At 69.9% G+C, this 19986-nt stretch carries 22 protein-coding genes; 11 read left to right on the top strand and 11 right to left on the bottom strand.

Going from position 1 to position 19986, the window contains the following annotated elements; all coding sequences use genetic code 11:
* Positions 1 to 64 precede the first annotated feature (64 nt).
* From phnD to NFC98_RS06910, 5 genes are all read left to right on the top strand, one after another.
* Positions 65 to 988, top strand: a complete 924-nt coding sequence (gene phnD / locus NFC98_RS06930; protein ID WP_254277801.1) for a phosphate/phosphite/phosphonate ABC transporter substrate-binding protein — start codon at positions 65 to 67, stop codon at positions 986 to 988.
* Between the two features lie 63 nt (positions 989 to 1051).
* Positions 1052 to 1870: a phosphonate ABC transporter ATP-binding protein gene (gene phnC, locus NFC98_RS06925; RefSeq protein WP_254277366.1), complete on the top strand. Its 819-nt coding sequence runs from the start codon at positions 1052 to 1054 to the stop codon at positions 1868 to 1870.
* The gene (gene phnE, locus NFC98_RS06920; protein WP_254277365.1) at positions 1857 to 2669 is read left to right on the top strand and encodes a phosphonate ABC transporter, permease protein PhnE; all 813 of its coding nucleotides are present in this window, start codon (positions 1857 to 1859) and stop codon (positions 2667 to 2669) included. The genes phnC and phnE (NFC98_RS06920) overlap by 14 nt, the downstream gene beginning before the upstream one ends.
* Complete coding sequence (gene phnE, locus NFC98_RS06915; protein WP_254277364.1) at positions 2663 to 3472, top strand: phosphonate ABC transporter, permease protein PhnE; 810 nt, start codon at positions 2663 to 2665, stop codon at positions 3470 to 3472. Before phnE (NFC98_RS06920) ends, phnE (NFC98_RS06915) begins: the two co-directional genes overlap by 7 nt.
* A gap of 71 nt (positions 3473 to 3543) precedes the next feature.
* Positions 3544 to 4608 (top strand): endonuclease/exonuclease/phosphatase family protein, encoded by a 1065-nt coding sequence (locus NFC98_RS06910; RefSeq protein ID WP_254277363.1) that lies wholly within the window; start codon positions 3544 to 3546, stop codon positions 4606 to 4608.
* Positions 4609 to 4614: 6 nt separating this feature from the next.
* On the opposite strand, the gene NFC98_RS06905 is transcribed toward NFC98_RS06910, so the two are convergent.
* Positions 4615 to 5994, bottom strand: coding sequence for a lyase family protein (locus NFC98_RS06905; protein ID WP_254277362.1), 1380 nt, complete (start codon positions 5992 to 5994; stop codon positions 4615 to 4617).
* A 258-nt stretch (positions 5995 to 6252) separates the two neighbouring features.
* On the opposite strand from NFC98_RS06905, the gene NFC98_RS06900 reads away from it, so the two are divergent.
* Both NFC98_RS06900 and NFC98_RS06895 read left to right on the top strand, forming a co-directional pair.
* Positions 6253 to 6633, top strand: a complete 381-nt coding sequence (locus tag NFC98_RS06900; RefSeq protein ID WP_254277800.1) for a phasin family protein — start codon at positions 6253 to 6255, stop codon at positions 6631 to 6633.
* 159 nt (positions 6634 to 6792) lie between these two features.
* The gene (locus NFC98_RS06895; RefSeq protein ID WP_254277361.1) at positions 6793 to 7347 is read left to right on the top strand and encodes a carboxypeptidase-like regulatory domain-containing protein; all 555 of its coding nucleotides are present in this window, start codon (positions 6793 to 6795) and stop codon (positions 7345 to 7347) included.
* A 6-nt stretch (positions 7348 to 7353) separates the two neighbouring features.
* On the opposite strand, the gene hda is transcribed toward NFC98_RS06895, so the two are convergent.
* Both hda and NFC98_RS06885 read right to left on the bottom strand, forming a co-directional pair.
* Positions 7354 to 8055, bottom strand: coding sequence for a DnaA regulatory inactivator Hda (gene hda, locus NFC98_RS06890; RefSeq protein WP_254277360.1), 702 nt, complete (start codon positions 8053 to 8055; stop codon positions 7354 to 7356).
* A complete protein-coding gene (locus NFC98_RS06885) occupies positions 8052 to 9143 on the bottom strand; it encodes an AI-2E family transporter (RefSeq protein WP_254277359.1) in 1092 nt (363 codons plus the stop codon). The genes hda and NFC98_RS06885 overlap by 4 nt, the downstream gene beginning before the upstream one ends.
* 152 nt (positions 9144 to 9295) lie before the next feature.
* Between NFC98_RS06885 and purM the strand changes: the two genes are divergently transcribed.
* Positions 9296 to 10363, top strand: a complete 1068-nt coding sequence (purM, locus tag NFC98_RS06880) for a phosphoribosylformylglycinamidine cyclo-ligase (RefSeq protein WP_254277358.1) — start codon at positions 9296 to 9298, stop codon at positions 10361 to 10363.
* A complete protein-coding gene (purN, locus tag NFC98_RS06875; protein ID WP_254277357.1) occupies positions 10360 to 11091 on the top strand; it encodes a phosphoribosylglycinamide formyltransferase in 732 nt (243 codons plus the stop codon). Before purM ends, purN begins: the two co-directional genes overlap by 4 nt.
* A 211-nt stretch (positions 11092 to 11302) precedes the next feature.
* Here purN and dcd read toward each other — a convergent pair whose 3' ends face one another.
* The 6 genes from dcd to NFC98_RS06845 form a co-directional block, all read right to left on the bottom strand.
* On the bottom strand, positions 11303 to 11869 hold the full coding sequence (gene dcd, locus NFC98_RS06870) for a dCTP deaminase (protein WP_254277356.1): 567 nt from the start codon (positions 11867 to 11869) through the stop codon (positions 11303 to 11305).
* 103 nt (positions 11870 to 11972) lie between these two features.
* Entirely contained in the window at positions 11973 to 12983 is a 1011-nt protein-coding gene (gene apbC, locus NFC98_RS06865; RefSeq protein ID WP_302055099.1) for an iron-sulfur cluster carrier protein ApbC, read from the bottom strand.
* The gene (locus NFC98_RS06860) at positions 12928 to 13959 is read right to left on the bottom strand and encodes a kinesin (protein ID WP_254277355.1); all 1032 of its coding nucleotides are present in this window, start codon (positions 13957 to 13959) and stop codon (positions 12928 to 12930) included. Before NFC98_RS06860 ends, apbC begins: the two co-directional genes overlap by 56 nt.
* 133 nt (positions 13960 to 14092) lie before the next feature.
* Complete coding sequence (locus NFC98_RS06855) at positions 14093 to 14803, bottom strand: RNA pseudouridine synthase (protein ID WP_254277354.1); 711 nt, start codon at positions 14801 to 14803, stop codon at positions 14093 to 14095.
* A complete protein-coding gene (arfB, locus tag NFC98_RS06850; RefSeq protein WP_183331373.1) occupies positions 14800 to 15213 on the bottom strand; it encodes an alternative ribosome rescue aminoacyl-tRNA hydrolase ArfB in 414 nt (137 codons plus the stop codon). Before arfB ends, NFC98_RS06855 begins: the two co-directional genes overlap by 4 nt.
* Before the next feature lie 105 nt (positions 15214 to 15318).
* On the bottom strand, positions 15319 to 15993 hold the full coding sequence (locus tag NFC98_RS06845; protein WP_183331375.1) for a hypothetical protein: 675 nt from the start codon (positions 15991 to 15993) through the stop codon (positions 15319 to 15321).
* Between the two features lie 166 nt (positions 15994 to 16159).
* Here NFC98_RS06845 and NFC98_RS06840 point away from each other — a divergent pair, with 166 nt between their 5' ends.
* Both NFC98_RS06840 and NFC98_RS06835 read left to right on the top strand, forming a co-directional pair.
* Positions 16160 to 17140, top strand: coding sequence for a serine hydrolase (locus NFC98_RS06840; RefSeq protein WP_254277353.1), 981 nt, complete (start codon positions 16160 to 16162; stop codon positions 17138 to 17140).
* Positions 17141 to 17233: 93 nt separating this feature from the next.
* Positions 17234 to 18169, top strand: coding sequence for a YihY/virulence factor BrkB family protein (locus tag NFC98_RS06835; RefSeq protein WP_254277352.1), 936 nt, complete (start codon positions 17234 to 17236; stop codon positions 18167 to 18169).
* A gap of 14 nt (positions 18170 to 18183) precedes the next feature.
* Here NFC98_RS06835 and NFC98_RS06830 read toward each other — a convergent pair whose 3' ends face one another.
* Positions 18184 to 18414, bottom strand: coding sequence for a lipopolysaccharide assembly protein LapA domain-containing protein (locus tag NFC98_RS06830; RefSeq protein ID WP_254277351.1), 231 nt, complete (start codon positions 18412 to 18414; stop codon positions 18184 to 18186).
* Positions 18415 to 18507: 93 nt separating this feature from the next.
* A complete protein-coding gene (locus NFC98_RS06825) occupies positions 18508 to 19932 on the bottom strand; it encodes a phospholipase D family protein (protein WP_254277350.1) in 1425 nt (474 codons plus the stop codon).
* Between the last annotated feature and the right edge of the window lie 54 nt (positions 19933 to 19986).

Below are 19986 nucleotides of genomic sequence, written 5' to 3'. Positions count from 1 at the left end.
GACAAGGGCGTCGAGACGGCTTCCCCTGGCTGCCCTGGCCGCCTCCTCCCTGCTGCCGCTGTCGATGCTGGTGGCGGCACCGGCCCTGGCCGACTGCCCCCGCGGCGACCTCGACGCCCTCTTCTGCGACGAGGACGGCGACATGGTGGCCGACCTGCCCGCCGACGAGTCCCAGTGGGCCAACCCCGATACCCTGATCTTCGCCTACACCCCGGTGGAGGACCCGGCCATCTACTCGGATATCTGGCAGCCGTTCATCGACCACCTCGAGGAGGTGACCGAGCGCAACGTGCGATTCTTCGCCGTGCAGTCCAACTCGGCCCAGGTCGAGGCCATGCGCAGCGGTCGCCTCCACATCGCTGGCTTCTCCACCGGCCCGACGCCCTTTGCGGTGAACCTGGCCGGCGCCGTCCCCTTCGCCCTGATGGGCTCCGACGACGGCCAGTTCGGCTACACCCTGCAGCTCTATACCCATGTCGACTCGGGGATCGACGCCATCGAGGATCTCAAGGGCAAGCGGGTGGCCCACACCTCGCCGACCTCCAACTCCGGCAACCTGGCCCCGCGGGCGCTCTTCCCGGAACTCGGCATCGTCCCCGACGAGGACTACGAGGTGGTCTACTCCGGCAGCCACGACCAGTCGATGCTAGGCGTGGTGGCCCGCGACTATGACGCGGCCCCGGTGGCCTCCGAGGTGGTCGAGCGCATGGCAGCCCGCGGCCTCTACGACGAGGAGGACGTCAAGATCATCTACGAGACCGACGCCTTCCCCACCACCTCCTACACCCACGCCCACAACCTGCACCCCGAGCTGGTCGAGAAGATCAAGGAAGCCTTCTTCAGCTTCGACTTCGTCGGCACCGCGCTCGGCGACGAGTTCGAGGGGGTCGAGAAGTTCGTCCCGATCAACTACCAGGAGCACTGGCAGGTCATCCGCACCATCCAGGCGGCCAACGACGTCCGCTATACCCGCGAGAACCTGGAGTGAGGCCCGGCGCCCCCGGCCAGCCGGGGGCGCACCGCCCGCCAACCCGATCCGCGAGGGGGATGCATGCTGGAAATCTCGAAGCTGGTGAAGCGCTACGGCCGTGACGAGCCGGTCCTCAAGGAGCTCGACCTGACGGTGGAGGGCAGCAGCGTGGTCTCGATCGTCGGCGCGTCCGGGGCCGGCAAGAGCACCATGCTGCGCTGTATCAACCGCCTGGTGGAGCCCACCTCGGGATCGATCCGGCTCAACGGCACCGAACTGGTGGCGCTCAAGGGGGCGGCACTGCGCCGCGCCCGCCGCAAGATCGGCATGGTCTTCCAGGGCTTCAACCTGATCGATCGCCTCACGGTGATGGAGAACGTCCTGGCCGGCCGGCTCGGCTACGTGAACCTCTACCAGGCGATCTCGCGTCGCTACCCCCGCGAGGACATCGAGAGGGCCTTCTCGCTGATGGAGCGGGTCGGCATCGCCCACTATGCCAACAAGCGCGCCGACGCCCTCTCCGGGGGCGAGCGCCAGCGCGTCGGGGTGGTGCGGGCACTGATGCAGGAGCCGGAGGTACTCCTCGCCGACGAGCCCACCGCCTCCCTGGATCCGCGCACCTCCGAGCAGATCATGATCCTGCTGCAGAGCCTGGCCAGCGAGCTGTCGCTGCCGGTGCTGATCAACATCCACAACGTGGCCCAGGCCAGGACCTACACCGAGCGGATCGTCGGCCTGCGCCACGGCAAGATGATCTTCGACGGCGCCCCTGATGACTTCACCCGGGATGCCCTGGACGCCATCTACGGCGGCATCGAGTCGCCCGAGGAGGAGCCCGTGGCGCCGGCCACCCCGCCCCCTGCCCAGCGCGATCGAGGCCTGCCCCATGACGCGACCTGAGCGCGGAGCCGCCGCCCCCAGGGCCTGGCGCAAGCCGCCCTTCATCGCCAATCCCTGGCTGCGCTACGGCGCCTGGCTGCTGCTGGTGGGCTACCTGGTGTGGGCGTTCGGCACCCTGCCCTTCAACTGGGAGCGCATCGGCGAGGGGCTGCCCCGGGCCGCGCGCATCTTCGGCGGCGGCTTCCCGCCCAGCTTCCAGCGGGCCGACCTGCTGCTGACCGGCTTCAAGGAGAGCTTCCAGATCGCCATCCTGGCGACCCTGCTCGGGGTGCTGCTGTCGATCCCCTTCGCGGTGATGGCGGCGAAGAACATCGTGCCCCGGCCGGTCTACCTGGTCGGGCGCGCGGTGATCATCGTCTCGCGCAGCTTCCACCCGGTGATCGTCGCCATCCTCTTCGTCGCCGCGGTGGGCTTCGGCCCCCTGGCGGGCATCCTCACCCTGACCGTCTACTCCATCGGCTTCGTCGGCAAGCTGCTCGCCGAGGAGATCGAGGAGATCGACTGGGGCCAGGTGGAAGCGATGCGCGCCACCGGCGCCGGCTACCTGGCGACGCTGTTCTACGCGGTCTTCCCGCAGATCCTGCCGCGCCAGGTGGGGCTTTCCATGTACCAGCTGGACAGCAACCTACGCGCCTCGGCGGTGGTGGGGATCGTCGGCGCCGGCGGCATCGGCGGGACCCTGATGAATGCCTTCGGACGCTACGACTACGACTTCGCCTTCGCCATCCTGCTGATCATCATCGCGGTGATCCTGGTCAGCGAGGGGATCAGCGGCTGGGTAAGGAAGAAGATATGGTAGATCACTCCCAGGCCCTGGCGGATCGCGTCTGGCGGCGCTACGACAGGAAGCAGCGGCTGACCCGCTATGCCGTCATGCTGGTGACCCTGATGGTGGTCGTCTGGGCCGTGCGGGACATCGACATCTTCTGGCCCTGGGTGTGGGATGCGCCCAACCAGATCTCCAGCCTCGGCGCGCGGATGTGGCCCCCGGACCCGAGGGGCCTCGGGCAGATCCTCGCCGCCATGGTCGAGACGGTGCACATCGCGACCCTGGCCACCCTGCTGACGATCCTCATCGCCCTGCCGGTCTCCTACATCGCCGCCCAGAACACCACGCCCAACCGCGCCTGCCTGTGGCTGGGGCGCTTCATCCTGGTGTCGAGCCGGTCGGTGAACACCATCATCTGGGCGCTGCTGTTCGTGGCGATCTTCGGCCCCGGGGTGCTGGCCGGGATTCTCGCGATCATGTTCCGATCGATCGGCTTCATCGGCAAGCTGATGGGCGAGGCGATCGAGGAGATCGACCGCCGCCCGGTGGAGGCCATGGAGGCCACCGGAGCCTCGAAGCTCAAGGTGATCGCCTATGCCGTGGTGCCCCAGGTGATGCCGGCGTTCTTCGCCATCGTGATCCTGCGCTGGGACATCAACATCCGCGAATCCACGGTGCTAGGGCTGGTGGGTGCCGGCGGCATCGGGGTGATCCTGCAGGGGGCCATCGACACCTTCGCCTGGCCCACGGTGGCCACCATCCTGATCGCCATCATCGCCCTGGTGCTGATCGGCGAGGCGATCACCGGGCTGCTGCGCCGCAGGGTGATCTGAGCCTTCATTACCGATGGCCGACGGAGTAGGCTGGAGCCTGAACGTCACCGCGACCGCCGGGAGGTCCTGTCGTGCTCTCCATCCTGCTGGCCGTGCTTGCGATCGCGCTGCTGGCGACCACCCTGATCGCCCGGTCGCCGCTCACCTGGTGGTGGATCCGCGCCTGCGAGTTCCCGCGCCTGCAGCTCGCCGCGCTGGCGGCGCTGACCGCCCTGCTGGTCCCGCTGGCAGCGCCGCCCTGGTCGACGGTCGCCCTGGCGGCGAGCCTCGCCACCCTGGGACTCCAGACGGCCCGCATCCTGCCCTGGACCCCGCTGTGGCCGGTGCAGGTCCAGCGTGCCGAACCGGGACAGGAACCGCGCTGCGTGACGCTGCTGGTCGCCAATGTGCTGACCTCGAACCGCAATGCCGAGACGCTCATCCGGCTGGCCCATGAGCACCGGCCGGACCTGGTGCTGACCCTGGAGTCCGACGCCTGGTGGCAGGCCCGGCTGGACGGGGCCCTGGGGGATGACTGGCCCCATGCGGTGCGGGTGCCGATGGACAACCTCTACGGCATGCACCTCTACTCCCGACGGGCGCTGGTCGACCCCGAGGTGAGGTGGCTGATCCAGGAGGACATCCCTTCGATCCACACCGGCATCACACTGCCCAGCGGAGACGTGGTCCGCCTGCATGCCCTGCACCCTCGCCCGCCGGCGCCCAACGAGAGCGAGGAGTCGCTATGGCGCGATGCCGAGCTCCTGCTGGTGGGCAAGGCGATCCACGAGGACCCTGTCCCGACGCTGGTGGCCGGTGACCTGAACGATGTCGCCTGGTCACGCACCACCCGGCTCTTCTGCCGGGTCAGTGGCATGCTCGATCCGCGCCGCGGGCGCGGCATGTTCAGCACCTTCCACGCCGACTATCCGCTGCTGCGCTGGCCCCTGGACCACGTCTTCAGCAGCGAGCACTTCACCCTGGCCGGCCTGCGGCGCCTGCCGCACATCGGCTCCGACCATTTCCCGATGCTGGTCACCCTCTGCTACCGACCTTCCCGCGCCGACGAGCACGAGACGCCCGAAGCCGACCGGGAGGAGCGCCGCGACGCCCGGGAGACCATCGCCGAAGGCAGGGAGCGAGACCAGGAGGCCTGAACCCGGCTACCCGGGGATCCCGCCCCGGGTCAGCGACGCCGGGTCCAGCAGCCGCTCGAGCTCCTCTCGGGAGAGGTCGGTCTCCTCCTCGGCCACGTCGATGATCGGCCGCCCCGCCTGGTAGGCGCGCTTGGCGATGGCCGCCGCGGCGTCGTAGCCGATCACCGAGTTGAGCGCGGTGACCAGGATGGGATTGCGCGACAGCGGCCCCTGCAGGTGATCCTCGCGCACCCGGAAGGTGGCGATGGCCCGGTCAGCCAGCAGCCGTGAGGTCGTGGTCATCAGGCCGATGGCGGTCAGCAGGTTGTGGGCCACCAGCGGCAGCATGACGTTGAGCTGGAAGTTGCCGCTCTGCCCCGCCACCGTGACCGCCGCGTCGAGGCCGATCACCTGGGCGGCGGCCTGGGCGGCGGATTCGGGAATCACCGGATTGACCTTGCCCGGCATGATCGAGCTGCCCGGCTGCAGCGCCTCGAGCTCGATCTCGCCGAGCCCGGCCAGGGGGCCGGAATTCATCCAGCGCAGGTCGTTGGCGATCTTCATCACCACGCAGGCCAGCCCCCTGAGCTGGCCGGAGAGCTCCACGGCGGCGTCCTGGGAGGCCAGGCCGGCGAAGAAGCTGTCGTTGGGTGCGAGCGCCAGGCCGGTCTGGGCGGCGAGGTCGGCCGCCATGCGCGCGGCGAACTCGGGGTGGGCATTGATGCCGGTGCCCACCGCCGTGCCCCCCTGGGCCAGGCGGCAGAGCCGCACCAGGGCACTGTCCAGGCGCTCGATGGCCTGACCCACCTGGCTCGACCAGCCGCCCAGCTCCTGGCTCATGCGCAGCGGCATGGCATCCATCAGGTGGGTACGCCCGGTCTTGACCACGCCATCGAGCTCGGCGGCCCGCGCGTCGAGGGTCTCGCGCAGGTGCAGCAGCGCCGGACGCAGTCGCCCGGTCACCTCCAGCGCCGCCGACAGGTGGATCGCGGTGGGGATCACGTCGTTGCTGGACTGCCCCATGTTGACATGGTCGTTGGGCCCCACCGCGACACCCCGGCGGCTGGCCAGGTTGGCCAGCACCTCGTTGACGTTCATGTTGCTCGAGGTGCCGGAGCCGGTCTGGAAGACATCCACCGGGAACTGGTCGTCGTGGTGGCCGTCGATGACCGCCTGCGCCGCCGCCACGATGGCCTCGGCCCGCTCGCCATCGAGCAGGCCGAGGTCGCGGTTGACCCGGGCCGCCGCCAGCTTGATCCGCGCGATGGCGTGGATGAAGGGCAGCGGCATCGCCTGGCCGGAGACCGGGAAGTTGTTGACGGCACGCTGGGTCTGGGCCCCGTAGAGGGCCTCGGCCGGCACCTCCAGCTCGCCCATGCTGTCGCGTTCGATGCGTTTGTCACTCATGGTCGGCTCCTCGTCGGCCGTGTCGAAGGGGGGTAGGCCTCCTTCTCACCATGGTGGCGCCTCGGCGACTCTGCAAGCCCGCCCCTGGCCCGCGCCTCGAAGCGGGGCTTTCCGGCCGACCTCCGCCCGCCGCGAGAAATGGCACCCTACATGTTGCACCCCACATGTTGCACTGCACAAAGCGCTCTGCTATTGTGCATTGCAACAGGGCAGGCTTCCTGCTCCTCAACACCAGATGAACCAGGAGGTTCTACCATGATGAATGCCTTCAACTTCGACACCAAGCAGTTCGACACCAAGCAGTTCGAGTCCATCTTCTTCGGCCCGGCCCGCGCCTATGCCTCACTGACCGTCGACTACGCCGAGAAGCTGGCCCACGCCCAGATGGACGCCACCAAGGCCTACACCGACACCGGCCTGGCCCAGCTGCGCACCCTGATGAACGTCAAGGATGCCGAAGGCCTGAAGAGCTACATGGAAGGCCAGCAGAAGGTCGCCAAGGACCTGGCCGAGCGCCTGAAGGGCGACGCCGAGAAGGTCGTGGCCCTGCAGCAGGACTTCGTCCAGCAGAGCCAGAAGCTGACCGAAGAGAACGTCAAGCAGGCCCAGGCGACCGCCACCAAGGCCGCCCAGCAGTAAGCTCCCGCCGCCGGTACTCGCCGGCGACCGGAGCCTGAACGAAGCCGCCGACGCCTGTCGGCGGCTTCGTCGTGTCCGGATGCCGGGTTTCACGCCGCGCGGTTTGCGTTACTCTTCCCCAGGCACAGGGCGCCGACGATTCCCTCAGGGAGTGATGCAATGAAACGCTGGATGATGATGGTGCTTTCGGGACTGCTGCTGGCCGGCTGCGAGATCATGCCGCCCGCCCCTGCCCCGGGCGAGCGCATCGAGGTGATCGACCGCGAGGTCACGCCAGGAGTCGAGAGAGAGGCCGAGCGGGTCGAGGAGGCACCGGCCCCGGGGCGGGTCGCCCGGCAGGTCGCCTTTCCCGAGGCGGAGTACGCCGCCCTGGAGACGTCGGGCAGCGCCGTGATCAGCGGGCAGCTGACCATCGGCGGGCGCCCGGTGCCCAATGCCGGCGTCTCGGCCGCGCCGGTGACCACCTACTCCGCCGAGGCCGCGGAGCAGGCCCTGGCCGGCCGCGCGGTGGAGCCGGCGGACCCGCGAGCCCGCCGGTACACCCATACCACGCGCACCGACGGCAACGGGCGCTTTCGCCTGAGCGGCCTGCCCGCCGGCCACTTCTATGTCTCGGGCAGCGGCCCCGACCCGCGCACCGGCAATGTCCGGGTGGTCATCCGCCAGGTCACCCTGGGAAACGGCCAGCAGCTCGGCGTCGACCTGAGCCGCTGAGGCTCCCTACCAGCCCAGCGCCTGCTTGACGAAGGGAATGGTCAGCCGTCGCTGGGCCGACAGCGAGGCGCGGTCCAGCGCCTCGAGGACATCGAACAGCTCCTCCAGGCGCCGCGGGCCGCGGTGGAGGATATAGCGCGCCACCTCGTCGGCGAGCAGCATGCCCCTGACCCGGGCGCGCAGCTGCAGGGCGGCCAGCCGGCCGGCATCGTCGAGCCCCTGCACGTGGAAGGTCACCCCCCAGCTCAGCCGCGAGGCCAGATCGGGCAGCTTCACCGGCAGCTGGCGGGGCGGCGCCTCGGCGGCCACCAGCAGCCGCTTGCCGGCATCCCGCAGGCGGTTGAAGGCGTGGAACAGCGCCTCCTCCCAGCGCTTGCGCCCCACCACCCGCTCCAGGTCATCGATGGCCACCAGATCGAGCCGCTCGATCTCCTCGAGCATCAGCGGCGGGAAGTGGCCCAGCTCCTCCAGGGGCAGGTAGAGGCTTCGCAGGTCACGGTCCGAGGCGGCATGGCAGGCCGCCTGCAGCAGGTGGCTGCGGCCGACCCCGGGCTTGCCCCACAGGTAGAGGAAGGGCTCCCCCTGGTCGTCGAACTGGTGGACCAGGCGGTCGACCAGGCTGGCGTTGGGCCCGGGAAGGAAGTTGACGAAGGTGGCATCGTCGCGCAGCCCCACCCCCAGCGGCAGCTGCGCCGGCGTGCGGCTCATGGCGACTCCTCGTCCTGGCGGCGGTCAAGCGGGCGTTGTGAGAGCGTCTCGTCGTACAAGGTGCTGTTCTTGTAGCGGTCGTTGAGTTCGCGCAAGAGTACCATGATCACCGCCGCCGCCGGCAGCGCCAGCAGCACCCCGGTGAAGCCGAACAGGTTGCCGCCGGCCAGCACGGCGAAGATCACCGCCACCGGATGCAGGCCGATGCGATCGCCCAGCAGCTTGGGCTGCAGCACGGTGCTCTCCAGCGTCTGGCCGAGGCTGAACACCGCCACCACCCCGAGCAGCGCCAGCCAGCTGCCGAACTGGAAGAAGGCCACCACCAGCGCGATGCCGATGCCGACGATGAAACCCAGGAAGGGCACGATGCTGGCCAGCCCGGCGATCAGTCCGATCAGCACACCGAAGCGCAGCCCCATCAGCGACAGGCCGACCCCGTAGATCAGGCCCAGGCTCAGCATCACTAGCAGCTGGCCACGCAGGAAGGCCGACAGCACCTCATCACAGCGCATGGCCAGGCGCACGGCATCGGCTTCCCAGCGGCGTGGCAGCAGGTCGCGCAGGCTCGCCATCAGGTGGTTCCAGTCGAGCAGCAGGTAGAAGGTCACCACCGGGATCAGGGCCACATAGGTGATCCAGGTGACGAAGGCCATGCCCGAGCGGCCGACCTGGCCGAGCACCTGGGTCAGGTAGCCCCCGGCATCCTGCCAGTGTTCCGCCAGCGTCGCCTGGACATTGTCCAGCTCGGCGGCCACGTCGAAGCCTGTCCAGGCCTGGATCTGCGGGGCCAGGACCGTCTGCACCCAGTCGAAGATGCCGGGGATCATCTCGCCGAACTGGCGAATCTGCTGCACCAGCAGCGGGATCAGCACCAGCAGGGCGACCGCCAGTACCACCAGCAGCATCAGGAACACCGCGCTGACCGCCAGCGGGCGCGACACCCCCCAGCTCACCAGCCGCTTGGCCAGCGGGTCGGCCAGATAGGCCAGGATCATGCCGGCGATGAATGGCATCAGCATCGCCTCGAGCCTGAACATCAGCCACACTAGGGCCACGACCCCCGCCAGGACCCACCACTCTCTGCGCATCTTTCTCTCCCTGTCTCGGCCGTCCCTGCCGCTTCCACGGCTGCCAGTCCGGCGTCTTGATGCTACAATCCTGCACCCGAATCTTGCCCACTGCCCGTCGGCCCGCCCGAGCGCGCCGATCCCATGCCGACGACCTATCGACAGGACCCGAGATGACCGATTCCCCTTCCTCCCGCCCCTCGCTCAGCTACAAGGATGCCGGCGTCGACATCGATGCCGGCAATGCCCTGGTCGACCGCATCAAGGGCGTCGCCAAGCGCACCGCCCGCCCCGAGGTGCTGGGTGGCCTGGGGGGCTTCGGCGCGCTGTGCCAGCTGCCGAGCGGCTACCAGGAGCCGGTGCTGGTCTCCGGTACCGACGGCGTGGGCACCAAGCTGCGCCTGGCCATGGACCTCGGCCGCCACGACACCATCGGCATCGACCTGGTGGCGATGTGCGTCAACGATCTGGTGGTCGCCGGCGCCGAGCCGCTGCTGTTCCTCGACTACTATGCCACGGGCAGGCTGGATGTGGACATCGCCGCCGACGTGGTGACCGGCATCGGCGCGGGCTGCGAGCAGGCCGGCTGCGCTCTGGTGGGCGGCGAGACCGCCGAGATGCCCGGCATGTACGAGGGCAGCGACTATGACCTGGCCGGCTTCTGCGTCGGCGTGGTGGAAAAGGCCGAGATCCTCGACGGCAGCCAGGTGGCCGAGGGCGACGTGCTGCTGGGCATCGCCTCCTCCGGGCCCCACTCCAACGGCTACTCGCTGATCCGCAAGATCCTCGAGGTGAGCGGTGCCGACCTCGCGACCGCCATCGACGGCGTGCCCCTGGCCGACGCCCTGATGGCACCGACCCGGATCTACGTCAAGCCGCTGCTGTCGCTGATCCGCGAGAGCGGCGTCCCGGTCCACGCGCTGTCGCACATCACCGGCGGCGGCCTCACCGAGAACCTGCCCCGGGTGCTGCCCGAGGGGCTCGCCGCCCGGGTCGACGTGGCCAGCTGGAAGCGCCCGGCGGTGTTCGACTGGCTGCAGCAGCAGGGCAACGTCGACGAGCACGAGATGCACCGCGTGCTCAACTGCGGCATCGGCATGGTGGTCGTGGTCCCGGCCGAGAAGGCCGACCAGGCCCGCGCCCACCTGCAGGCCCAGGGCGAGACGGTCCATCGCATCGGCGAGATCATCGCCCGCCCGGGTGACGGGGAGCAGGTCCAGCTGGAGAACCTGCCGGCATGACCGACACCCGTTACCAGAGCGACACCCTCAGGGAGATCACCCCGGAGCCCGGCGAGACCCGGCGGGTGGTGGTGCTGATCTCCGGCAACGGCAGCAACCTGCAGGCGCTGATCGATGCCCAGGCCCATGACGAGCTGGGTGGCGAGATCGTCGCGGTGGTCTCCAACGAGCCCGACGCCTACGGTCTGCAGCGCGCCCGGGAGGCCGGCATCGATGCCGTGGTGCTGCCGCACCGCGAGTACGACAGCCGCGAGGCCTACGACGGCGCCCTGATCAAGGTGATCGAGCGCCACGAGCCCGACCTGATCGTGCTGGCCGGTTTCATGCGCATCCTGACGCCCCGCTTCGTGCAGCGCTTCCTCGGCCGCATGCTCAATATCCATCCGTCGCTGCTGCCGGACTACCAGGGGCTGAACACCCACGCCCGCGCCCTGGCCGACGGCGTGGCCGAGCACGGCTGCAGCGTGCACTTCGTCACCGAGGAGCTCGACGGCGGACCGGTGGTGATGCAGGCGGTGGTCCAGGTCGCCGAGGGCGAGACCGAGGCGACGCTGAAGGAGAAGGTGCACGCCCGCGAGCACCTGATCTACCCCATCGCGGTGAAGTGGTGTCTGGAGGGTCGTCTGCAGTTCGGCAGCGAGGGCGCCACCTTCGACGGCATGCCGCTGCCGCCCTACGGCCTGCGCATGTCCCACGCCGATGCCGCCGAGGAGCTGGACGAGGAGTAGCGCCGAGCGCGTAGGAGCTCTGCTTGCAGAGCGATGAACAAGGGTGTGACACCGCCCATGGCCCGTAGGAGCGCTGCTTGCAGCGCGATGGAAAAGAGTGCGGAACCGCCCATCGCCCGAAAGAACGCTGCTTGCAGCGCAATGGACTTGTCGGTGACTCCGCCTATCGCCTTGCCAGCAAGGCTCCTACGCCCGGAACACGCCCGGAAGCCTAAGTCCTCGGCAGCGTCACCCCGCGCTGCCCCATGTACTTGCCGCCGCGGTCCTTGTAGGAGATGTCGCACACCTCGTCGGACTCCAGGAACAGCATCTGGGCCACGCCCTCGTTGGCGTAGATCTTGGCCGGCAGGTTGGTGGTGTTGGAGAACTCCAGGGTCACGTGCCCTTCCCACTCCGGCTCCAGCGGCGTCACGTTGACGATGATGCCGCAGCGCGCATAGGTGGACTTGCCCAGGCAGATGGTCAGCACGCTGCGCGGGATGCGGAAATACTCCACGGTGCGGGCCAGGGCGAAGGAGTTGGGCGGGATCACGCAGACGTCGCCCTTGATGTCGACGAAGCTTTTCTCGTCGAAGGCCTTGGGATCCACCACCGCGGAGTGGATGTTGGTGAACACCTTGAACTCGTCGGCGCAGCGCACGTCGTAGCCGTAGCTTGAGGTGCCGTAGGAGATCACCCGACGATCGTTCACATAGCGTACCTGGTCGGCCTCGAAGGGCTCGATCATGCCTTCCCGCTCGGCCATGCGGCGGATCCACTTGTCGGATTTGATGCTCATCGGGGGAGTGTCCTGCTGGAGTCTGGGGTGAAGGGCTGCACGAGCCGGGGCCGTCATGATAGCGGCCCCGGCGTCGAGCGTCACGGGCGATCGGCCGGCGCCTTCAGTCGCTGAAGGAGATGCTCGGCCCCGAGTCGGCGGCCTGGCCCTCGAGCTGCTCGGCCACCTGGCGGGCCATCTCGCGGAAGGTCGCGGTCACCTCGCCGTCGGGCTCGGCGACCACCGTGGGACGCCCGCCGTCAGCCTGCTCGCGAATGGCCAGGGTCAGCGGCAGGCGGCCCAGCACCCGGGTCTCGTACTCGGTGGCGATGCGCTCGCCGCCGCCCTCGCCGAAGATCGGCTCGGCATGGCCGCACTGGGAGCAGACGTGCAGGCTCATGTTCTCCACCACCCCCAGCACCGGCACGTTGACCTTGCGGAACATCTCGATGCCCTTGCGGGCGTCCAGCAGCGCGATGTCCTGGGGCGTGGTCACGATCACCGCCCCGTCCACCGGCACCTTCTGCGCCAGGGTGAGCTGGATGTCGCCGGTGCCCGGCGGCATGTCGATGAACAGCACGTCCAGGTCCTCCCAGACGGTCTGGGTCAGCAGCTGCTGGAAGGCCCCGGCCACCATGGGCCCCCGCCACACCATGGGCTCGCGGACGTCGACCATGAAGGCCATGGACATGGCCTGCAGCCCGTGGGCCTCGAGCGGCCGGAAGCGGTTCTCGCCGGCCGCCTGGGGGCGCACCCCCTCGCCCACGCCGAGCATCTGGGCCTGGCTGGGACCGTAGATGTCGGCATCCAGGATGCCCACCCGATACCCCTCGGCGGCCATGGCCAGCGCCAGGTTGACGGTCACGGTGGACTTGCCCACCCCGCCCTTGCCGGATGCCACGGCGACGATATGCTTGACCCCTTCGATCACATCCTGCTCCTTCGCTTGTCCTGCGGGCGCATCCTGACGATGCGGTGTCTGACCAGTATACGCGCCGTATCCATCGCCGGCACGGGGTGCCAGACACGACGACGGCGGGCCGAGGCCCGCCGTCGTCCCTGGGGTGTCCGGGCGGTGACTACTGCCCGTCGTTCTCCTCGACGCTCTCCTCGACGCTCTCGTCCTGATCGGCACCCTGGTCCTGCTCGACGGTGACGCTGGCCTCGAGATCGGCCAGTTCGCTGCGCCAGCTGGCCAGCTGGGCCTCGAGCCGCTCGAGCTGGCTCTCGCGACGCTCGACCTCACCTTCGATGGTGGCCACCTCGTCGCGACCGATGCCGATGGCGATCATCAGGTCATCGCGCTCGGCGCGGGCTTCCTGAACCTCGGCCTGGACCTCGTCGCGGGCCTGGCGGGCCTCATCGACCTCCGCCTCGACCTCGTCACGCCAGATCTCCAGCGCCTCGATGTCGCTCTCCAGGGCATCACGCTGCGCCTGGCGCTCGTCGATCTCGCTGCCAAGCGTCTCAAGACGGCCCTCGGCGGTGGCGATCTCCTCGTTGAGCGCGGTCAGGTCGGACTCGGCCTGCTCGCGGGCGGCATCGGCCTCCTGGCGCGCCGACTCGGCCTCCTGGCGCTCCTGCTCGGCCGCCTGGCGGGCCTCCTCGGCGTCCTGGCGAGCGTTCTCGGCATCCTGGCGGGCCTGTTCAGCCTCCAGGCGGGCCTCGGCCACCGCGTCGTGCTCCTCCTGCAGCGCCGCCAGGGCCTCTTCGGCCTCGACCTGCTCGCCCTGCAGGGCCTCGATACGCGCCTCCAGGGCAGAGCGGGACTCACGCAACTCCTCGAGCTCGGCGCCGGTCTCCTCGACCTGGGTCTGGAGCCCATCGAGCTCCCCGCGGGCCGCCTCCTGCTGCGACTCGAGTTCGGCCAGCTGTGCCTCCAGGGCCTCGATCTCCTCACCGGCCTCGTCGCGCTCGTCCAGTTGGCTGACCAGCGCCTGGTTGCGTGATTCCAATGCGGCGAGCTCGGCCTCGGCGGCCTCCCGCGCTTCCTTCTGGCTGCTCGAACCGGACTGGGCAACGATCGCCCAGATCACGGCGACGGCGGCCACGGCGGCCAGTCCCTTGACCCGATTGTCCTTGAACGGTGACGTCTGCGAGGTTTCCGACATGGGGCATATCCTCTCTGGTTCAGGCGGGGGTACGGTGCCGACCGGCAGGAGCCGCACGGCGCATGTGCATCCTCGACCAGCATACATAGCGCCAACGGGGAGGGAAAGGCGGGCCCCGTTCCCCGGCTGCACCTCAGAACCGCTCGTCGTCCCGCAGGTAGCGCCACTGCCTGGGGGGCACCCGCGCCAGGGAGACGCCGCCGATCCGCAGCCGCTTGACCGAGATGACCTCGAGACCCAGCGCCTCGCACATCGCCGACAGCTGGCCCGGCACCATCCCCTTCAGGGCGAAGCGCAGGCGCTGTTCGCTCTGCCAGCTCACCTTGCCGGGCGCGAGGCGCCGACCGGGGACCGCCGTGCCGGCACGCAGTCTCGCCAGCTGGTCATCGTCCAGGCTGCCGACCACCTCGACCAGCCACTCCTGCTCGAGCCGGGCACGGTCCTCGTCGAGGCGCCTGGCCACCCGCCGGTCCTGGGTGAGCACCAGCAGCCCCGCCTCGCCCCGCTCCAGCGGCAGCTTCACGGCCTGGCCGCGGAAATGCGCCTCGAGGAGGCGCCGATCATCCGGGTCCTCGGGCCAGTGGGTGTCGACGGCAACACGCGACAGCGCCTCTTCCGCCGACAGCCCCGCCTCGGCGTGGAAAAGCAGGGTGCAGGGCGGAATCTCCTCGGCGCGTGCCCCCGGCGCCAGCTCGACGCGCTGGTCGGCGACCCGGAACTGCGGCGTCTCGACCGTCCGGCCATCGACGCGCACCCAGCCACCGGCGATGTAGCGCTCCGCCTCGCGGCGGGAGCAGCCCAGCTGGCGGGCGAGGCGCCGGGAGAGGCGCTCGGTGTCGCTCACAGGTCCACCTTCCCGCGCAGCGCCTTGTGCTGGCCACGCTTCTTCTTGCTCTCCAGCCGGCGGCGCTTGGCGCCCTTGCTCGGCCGGGTGGGGACGCGCTTCTTCGGCGCGTACATCACGCCCTTGATCAGCGCCTTGAGCCGCGCCAGCGCCTCGGCCCGGTTGCGCTCCTGGGTACGATGGTTCTGAGCCTTGATGATCACCACCCCGTCCTGGCTGATCCGCCGGTCACCCAGCGCCAGCAGCTTCTCCTTGAAGCCCTCGGGCAGGCTGGAGGCGCGGATATCGAAGCGCAGGTGGATCGCCGAGGACACCTTGTTGACGTTCTGGCCGCCGGCGCCCTGGGCGCGGACCGCCTGCATCTCGATCTCGTGGTCGGGGATGACCACCTGGCGGGAGAGTTCCAGCATGCTGTCTGCCTTCTGGTGAAAGTGGAACATTGGCGTTCGGTGCCAGCGGAGCCGGCGGTGACTCCCGCGGGGCCCGGATGTGCCGGTCGCCGTGGGCCGTATCCCTCAGCCGGCCAGCCAGATGCAGTGCCTGGCGCCCTTGCCGGGCCGGTGGGCCCGCACCGTGACCGTCTCGACCAGGAAGCCGACCCGGCGCAGCCGCTCGGTGAAGGCCGGATCCTGGCCCGCCGACCACACCGCCAGCACGCCGTCGGGGCGCAGCGCCTCCTGGGCGGCGGCAAGCCCCTTGGGGGAGTAGAGCCAGTCGTTCTCGCGCCGGGTCAGGCCCTCGGGGCCGTTGTCCACGTCGAGCATGATGGCGTCGAAGCCGCCGGGCTCGCGGCGCAGCAGCTCGCCCACGTCGCCCACGCTGACCCGGGTGCGCGGGTCGTTAAGCGGGTAGCCGGCCGCGGCGCCCAGCGGCCCCCGGTTCCACTCCACCACGCCCGGCACCAGTTCGGCGACCACCACCTCGGCATCCTCGCCCAGGGCGGCCAGCGCCGCGGCGAGGGTGAAGCCCATGCCGAGGCCGCCGACCAGCACCCGGACCCCGGGCCGGTCGGCGACCCGCTGGCAGGCCAGCTCGGCCAGGGCATCCTCGGAGCCGTGCAGGCGGGTGTTCATCAGCTCGCCGGGGGCCCCGACGATGCGAATCGAGAACTCGTCGTTGCGCTGCAGCAGGCGCAGCTCGGTGCCCTTGCCGGGAATGCTGGCGGTGCCGATCGTTTCGAACTTGGCCATGGTCTCTCGCTGGCTGTGGAAGAGCGGGGGAACCCGGGGGCCGCCGGCGCCTCGAATATCAGGCGCTCGCCGGCCCGAGCGAACCACCCACTGGAGTGGACAAGGAGTCCCGATGCCGAACCTGCATCTCTTGAATCCCCTTCGCCCCCTGCTGGGGGGGCTCATTATGCTGGCTGTCGGCGCGGCATGCCATGCGCAGGCCGCCGAGACCTCACACCCGCCCCTCGACCCGGCCGGCCTGGAGCGCCTCGACGCCCAGGCCGCACGCCTCGACCGGCTGCATGCGGTGGTGGTGGCCGAGCAGGGCGAGATCCGCTTCGAGCGCGCCTACGGCGGCTCCGGGGTCGACCGGCCGGCCAACATCAAGTCGCTCTCCAAGACCGTGCTGGCGGCGCTGGTCGGCGCCGCGATCGAAGCCGGGGTGATCGACTCTGCCGACCAGCCCGTCGCCGACCTGCTCGGCGACCGGGTCCCGGCCGGGGCCGACCCGAGGGTCCGGGAGATCACCGTCGGCCACCTACTGTCGTTGCAGGCCGGGCTGGAGCGCACCTCCGGCGCCAACTACGGCGGCTGGGTGGCCAGCGCCGACTGGGTGCGTGACTCCCTCTCACGCCCCTTCGTCGACGAGCCGGGCGGGCGCATGCTCTACTCCACGGGATCGAGCCACCTGCTCTCGGCGGCCCTGACCCGCGCCGGTGGCGAGAGCACCCTGACCCAGGCGCGGCGGCTGCTGGGGGAGCCACTGGGCATCACCATCCCCGCCTGGCCCCGGGATCCCCAGGGCGTCTACTTCGGCGGCAACGACATGCGGCTCTCGCCCCGGGCACTGGTGCAGATCGGCGAGCTCTATCGCCTCGACGGCGTCATCGACAACCGGCGCGTGCTGCCGGAGGGCTGGGTCGAGGCCTCCTGGCAGCCGCGGGGCACCTCGCCCTGGACCGGCGACGGCTACGGCTATGGCTGGTTCGTCACCGAGCTTTCCGGCGAGCGCGTCTACTACGGCCGCGGCTTCGGCGGCCAGGCGCTCTTCGTGATCCCCGCCCGGGCGCTGACCGTGGCGATCACCTCGGACCCCACCCCACCCTCCCCCGGCGGCGCCTTCCAGCAGGAGCTCAATGCCCTGGTAGCGACGCTGCTGGGCAAGTGACCGACCCGGCCAGCGGTGAGGTTGTCCGATAGCGTTGACGCCTGACGCGGCGGCGGGCGTATGATGCCCTGACGCCCATGGATGGCCAGGCCGATGACCTCTCCCTCCCCACCGCGCCGCTCGCGCCACGTCGCCTTCACCCTGCTGCCGCGGGTGGGCCGTTTCCTGTGGCGGGTGATCACCGCCTTCCTGCGCAACCGCGGCATCCTGCTGGCCGGCGGTGTGGGCTACAACATCCTGCTCTCCATCGTGCCGCTGTTCGCGCTGCTGGTGGTGCTGCTGGCCCGGGTGGTGGACGAGGCGCACCTGCTCGGCGTGCTGTCGGTCCAGGCGCGCCACCTGGCACCGGCCCATGCCGAGGTCCTGCTGGAGGCGGTACGAGCGCTGCTGGACTCCCGCGAGGTGATCGGCATTTTCGGCTTTCCGGTGCTGCTGCTGTTCAGCTCCTTCGCCTTCCGCATGCTGGAGGACGCCCTGGCGATCATCTTCCACGCCCCGGACGCCCATCCCCACGGCCGCAGCGCCTGGGTCTCGGTGCTGATGCCCTATGCCTTCATGCTGGTGCTGGGGGCGGGCCTGCTGGCGCTGACATTGCTGGTGACCCTGGCCAGTTCGGTCAATGCCCTGTGGCTGGCGCTGTTCGACCGCGAGCTGCCGCTGGCCGGACTCTCGGAGACGGCCCTGAACCTGACCAGCTTCCTCGGGGTCTTCCTGCTGTTCAGCGCCATCTACAAGGTGCTGCCGGTGGTGAAGGTCGCGCTGCGGCGAGCGATCGTCGGCGGCCTGGTGGCTGCCCTGCTGTGGGAGGGGGTGCGCCTGCTGCTGGTCTACTACTTCGCCAACATCTCCTTCGTCAATGCCGTCTACGGGTCGCTGGCCACCCTGATCGTGGTGCTGCTGAGCCTGGAGGTGGGCGCCATCATCCTGCTGCTGGGCGCCCAGGTGATTGCCGAACTGGAGCGCAATGCGCGACTCGGCCTGGCCTGGCACGTCGACCCGCGCCGCCAGGCGGTGACCCACGTCGATTGACGCCGGGAGGCGTCTCAGGGGCGTTTCTCGTGGCCTCCGCCGTTCCGGCCCAGCCTGCGCACCAGGCCCAGCAGGCTCCTGCCGCTGACCATCCCCAGCAGGTAGAACACCACCAGCAGCAAGGCCAGGGGCAACGACAGGCTCCAGGTCAGGAAGCGCACCTCCACCACGGCGATGTTCTGCACGAAGAGGATCAGCACCAGTGCCGTGATGATCAGCTTCACGGCCAGCAGCAGCTTGTCCATGCCCGTTCCCCTTGTCGAATCGGCCCCTCCAAGCTGGCCGGCGGCCAGGACGCTGTCAAGGCGCACGCTCAGAAGGTAGAGAGCCTTCAGCCGTCAGAAGGTCGAGAGCCCGGTGGCCTCCATGATCCGGTAGCGCAGCCGCTGCCAGGTGGTGGCGTCATCGAAGGCCGCGAAGGGCTCGCTGGTGGTGCGCTCGGGGGAGCTCTGCCAGCGCCGCTCGAAGAACGCCGCGGCCTCCTGGATCGCCGGCGCGTCCGCGGGGCCGGCCAGGCGCACGCTGGTCTCCAGGTTGAGGTCGTCGAGGTTGCGCCGGGTGAAGTTGGCCGAGCCGAGGAGCAGCTCCGCCTCCCCGCCGTCGGCGGGACGGCGCAGCAGCAGCTTGCTGTGGCACTGCTCGCCACGGGTGGCACACCAGCGCACCTCGATGCCGGCCGCGACGAGCTCGCGGGCCACCGGCCGGTTGGGAATGCCGCCCTTCTCCAGGCCGAAGGCATCGCGGTTGGGATCGAGCAGCGCACGCACCCTCACCCCCCGCCCGCTGGCCGCCTGGAGCGCCTCGATCACCTGGCGATGGGCGAGATAGAACACCGCCAGGTCCAGCCGGTCGCCCTCGCCACTTGTCGCGATGGCAGCCAGCAGGGCATCGCGGATGGCGCTCTCGGTGAGCAGCTGCAGGCGCGAAGCGTCATCATCGGCGGTGGCATCGCGCTGCGCCGGTGCCGGCAGCGCCACGCCCGACCAGCCGGCCACCGCCCGCTCGGAGGCCAGCAGGTCCAGCGCCGCCGCCCCCTCGAAGCGCAGTGCCACGTTGCCGTGGAGGCTGCTGGCATCGTGGGGGTTGGCCGAGGTCACCAGCCCCGCCCAGCCGTCGCCACGATCCACCACCAGGGTCTTGCGGTGGTTGGCATTGAAGTTCAGCAGCGCCAGGTAGCTGCGCAGCGAGACCTGCCCGGGCCCCAGGGCGTTGGGCAGCCAGCCCGCCCGGGCGCTGTTGCCGAGCCAGCGCGGCCCCAGGTGCCAGACGCCCGACCATAGCGGGTTGGAGGCACGCAGCCGGTTGAGGTCGGTCAGCACCACGGTGATCCCGGCCCGTCGCAGGGCCTCCAGGTGGTCGAGCTCGAGGCCCCCGTAGAGGGTGTTGAGCGGGTCGGTGATCACCACCGCCTCGAGGTCGGGATGGCGCCGCTTCTGCTCGACCAGGGCGTCGGTCAGCTCCGTGGAGAGCGGTCGGAAGTCGTCACCCTCGCTGCCCCCGGCGAAGTCGTTGAAGAGGAACATGTCCAGCACCACCAGGCGCCGGGCCTGCCCCACCAGCGCCAGCACCTCGTCGAAGATGGCCTGGTCCAGGTGGCGTTCGCCTTCGGCGTCGAACCAGGACTCGTCGGCCAGGAAGCGCACCTCGCCGGCGGGACGCTCCGGCCAGGCCCTCCCCACCGCCTCCGGCAGCGGCTTGTAGCGCTGCCAGGCGCCCATGGCGACCCAGGCCACCAGCAGCAGCGTCACGATCCATGGCCACATGCGTCGCCTCCCCTGCACTCTCTGTCCCATGCGGGCCCACTCCCTGCCGTGAAC

It is taken from the genome of Halomonas sp. 3H, assembly GCF_024206005.1.
GTDB lineage: Bacteria > Pseudomonadota > Gammaproteobacteria > Pseudomonadales > Halomonadaceae > Halomonas > Halomonas campaniensis.
This window is presented reverse-complemented; position numbering and strand designations above follow the sequence as displayed.

Excerpts from the sequence above, each read along its gene's own strand:
- phnD (WP_254277801.1), top strand. The coding sequence starts at position 65 with ATGCTGGTGGCGGCACCGGCCCTGGCCGACTGCCCCCGCGGCGACCTC.
- phnC (WP_254277366.1), top strand. The coding sequence starts at position 1,052 with ATGCTGGAAATCTCGAAGCTGGTGAAGCGCTACGGCCGTGACGAGCCG.
- phnE (WP_254277365.1), top strand. The coding sequence starts at position 1,857 with ATGACGCGACCTGAGCGCGGAGCCGCCGCCCCCAGGGCCTGGCGCAAG.
- phnE (WP_254277364.1), top strand. The coding sequence starts at position 2,663 with ATGGTAGATCACTCCCAGGCCCTGGCGGATCGCGTCTGGCGGCGCTAC.
- NFC98_RS06905 (WP_254277362.1), bottom strand. The coding sequence starts at position 5,994 with ATGAGTGACAAACGCATCGAACGCGACAGCATGGGCGAGCTGGAGGTG.
- NFC98_RS06900 (WP_254277800.1), top strand. The coding sequence starts at position 6,253 with ATGAATGCCTTCAACTTCGACACCAAGCAGTTCGACACCAAGCAGTTC.
- NFC98_RS06895 (WP_254277361.1), top strand. The coding sequence starts at position 6,793 with ATGAAACGCTGGATGATGATGGTGCTTTCGGGACTGCTGCTGGCCGGC.
- hda (WP_254277360.1), bottom strand. The coding sequence starts at position 8,055 with ATGAGCCGCACGCCGGCGCAGCTGCCGCTGGGGGTGGGGCTGCGCGAC.
- NFC98_RS06885 (WP_254277359.1), bottom strand. The coding sequence starts at position 9,143 with ATGCGCAGAGAGTGGTGGGTCCTGGCGGGGGTCGTGGCCCTAGTGTGG.
- purM (WP_254277358.1), top strand. The coding sequence starts at position 9,296 with ATGACCGATTCCCCTTCCTCCCGCCCCTCGCTCAGCTACAAGGATGCC.
- purN (WP_254277357.1), top strand. The coding sequence starts at position 10,360 with ATGACCGACACCCGTTACCAGAGCGACACCCTCAGGGAGATCACCCCG.
- dcd (WP_254277356.1), bottom strand. The coding sequence starts at position 11,869 with ATGAGCATCAAATCCGACAAGTGGATCCGCCGCATGGCCGAGCGGGAA.
- NFC98_RS06860 (WP_254277355.1), bottom strand. The coding sequence starts at position 13,959 with ATGTCGGAAACCTCGCAGACGTCACCGTTCAAGGACAATCGGGTCAAG.
- arfB (WP_183331373.1), bottom strand. The coding sequence starts at position 15,213 with ATGCTGGAACTCTCCCGCCAGGTGGTCATCCCCGACCACGAGATCGAG.
- NFC98_RS06845 (WP_183331375.1), bottom strand. The coding sequence starts at position 15,993 with ATGGCCAAGTTCGAAACGATCGGCACCGCCAGCATTCCCGGCAAGGGC.
- NFC98_RS06840 (WP_254277353.1), top strand. The coding sequence starts at position 16,160 with ATGCTGGCTGTCGGCGCGGCATGCCATGCGCAGGCCGCCGAGACCTCA.
- NFC98_RS06835 (WP_254277352.1), top strand. The coding sequence starts at position 17,234 with ATGACCTCTCCCTCCCCACCGCGCCGCTCGCGCCACGTCGCCTTCACC.
- NFC98_RS06830 (WP_254277351.1), bottom strand. The coding sequence starts at position 18,414 with ATGGACAAGCTGCTGCTGGCCGTGAAGCTGATCATCACGGCACTGGTG.
- NFC98_RS06825 (WP_254277350.1), bottom strand. The coding sequence starts at position 19,932 with ATGTGGCCATGGATCGTGACGCTGCTGCTGGTGGCCTGGGTCGCCATG.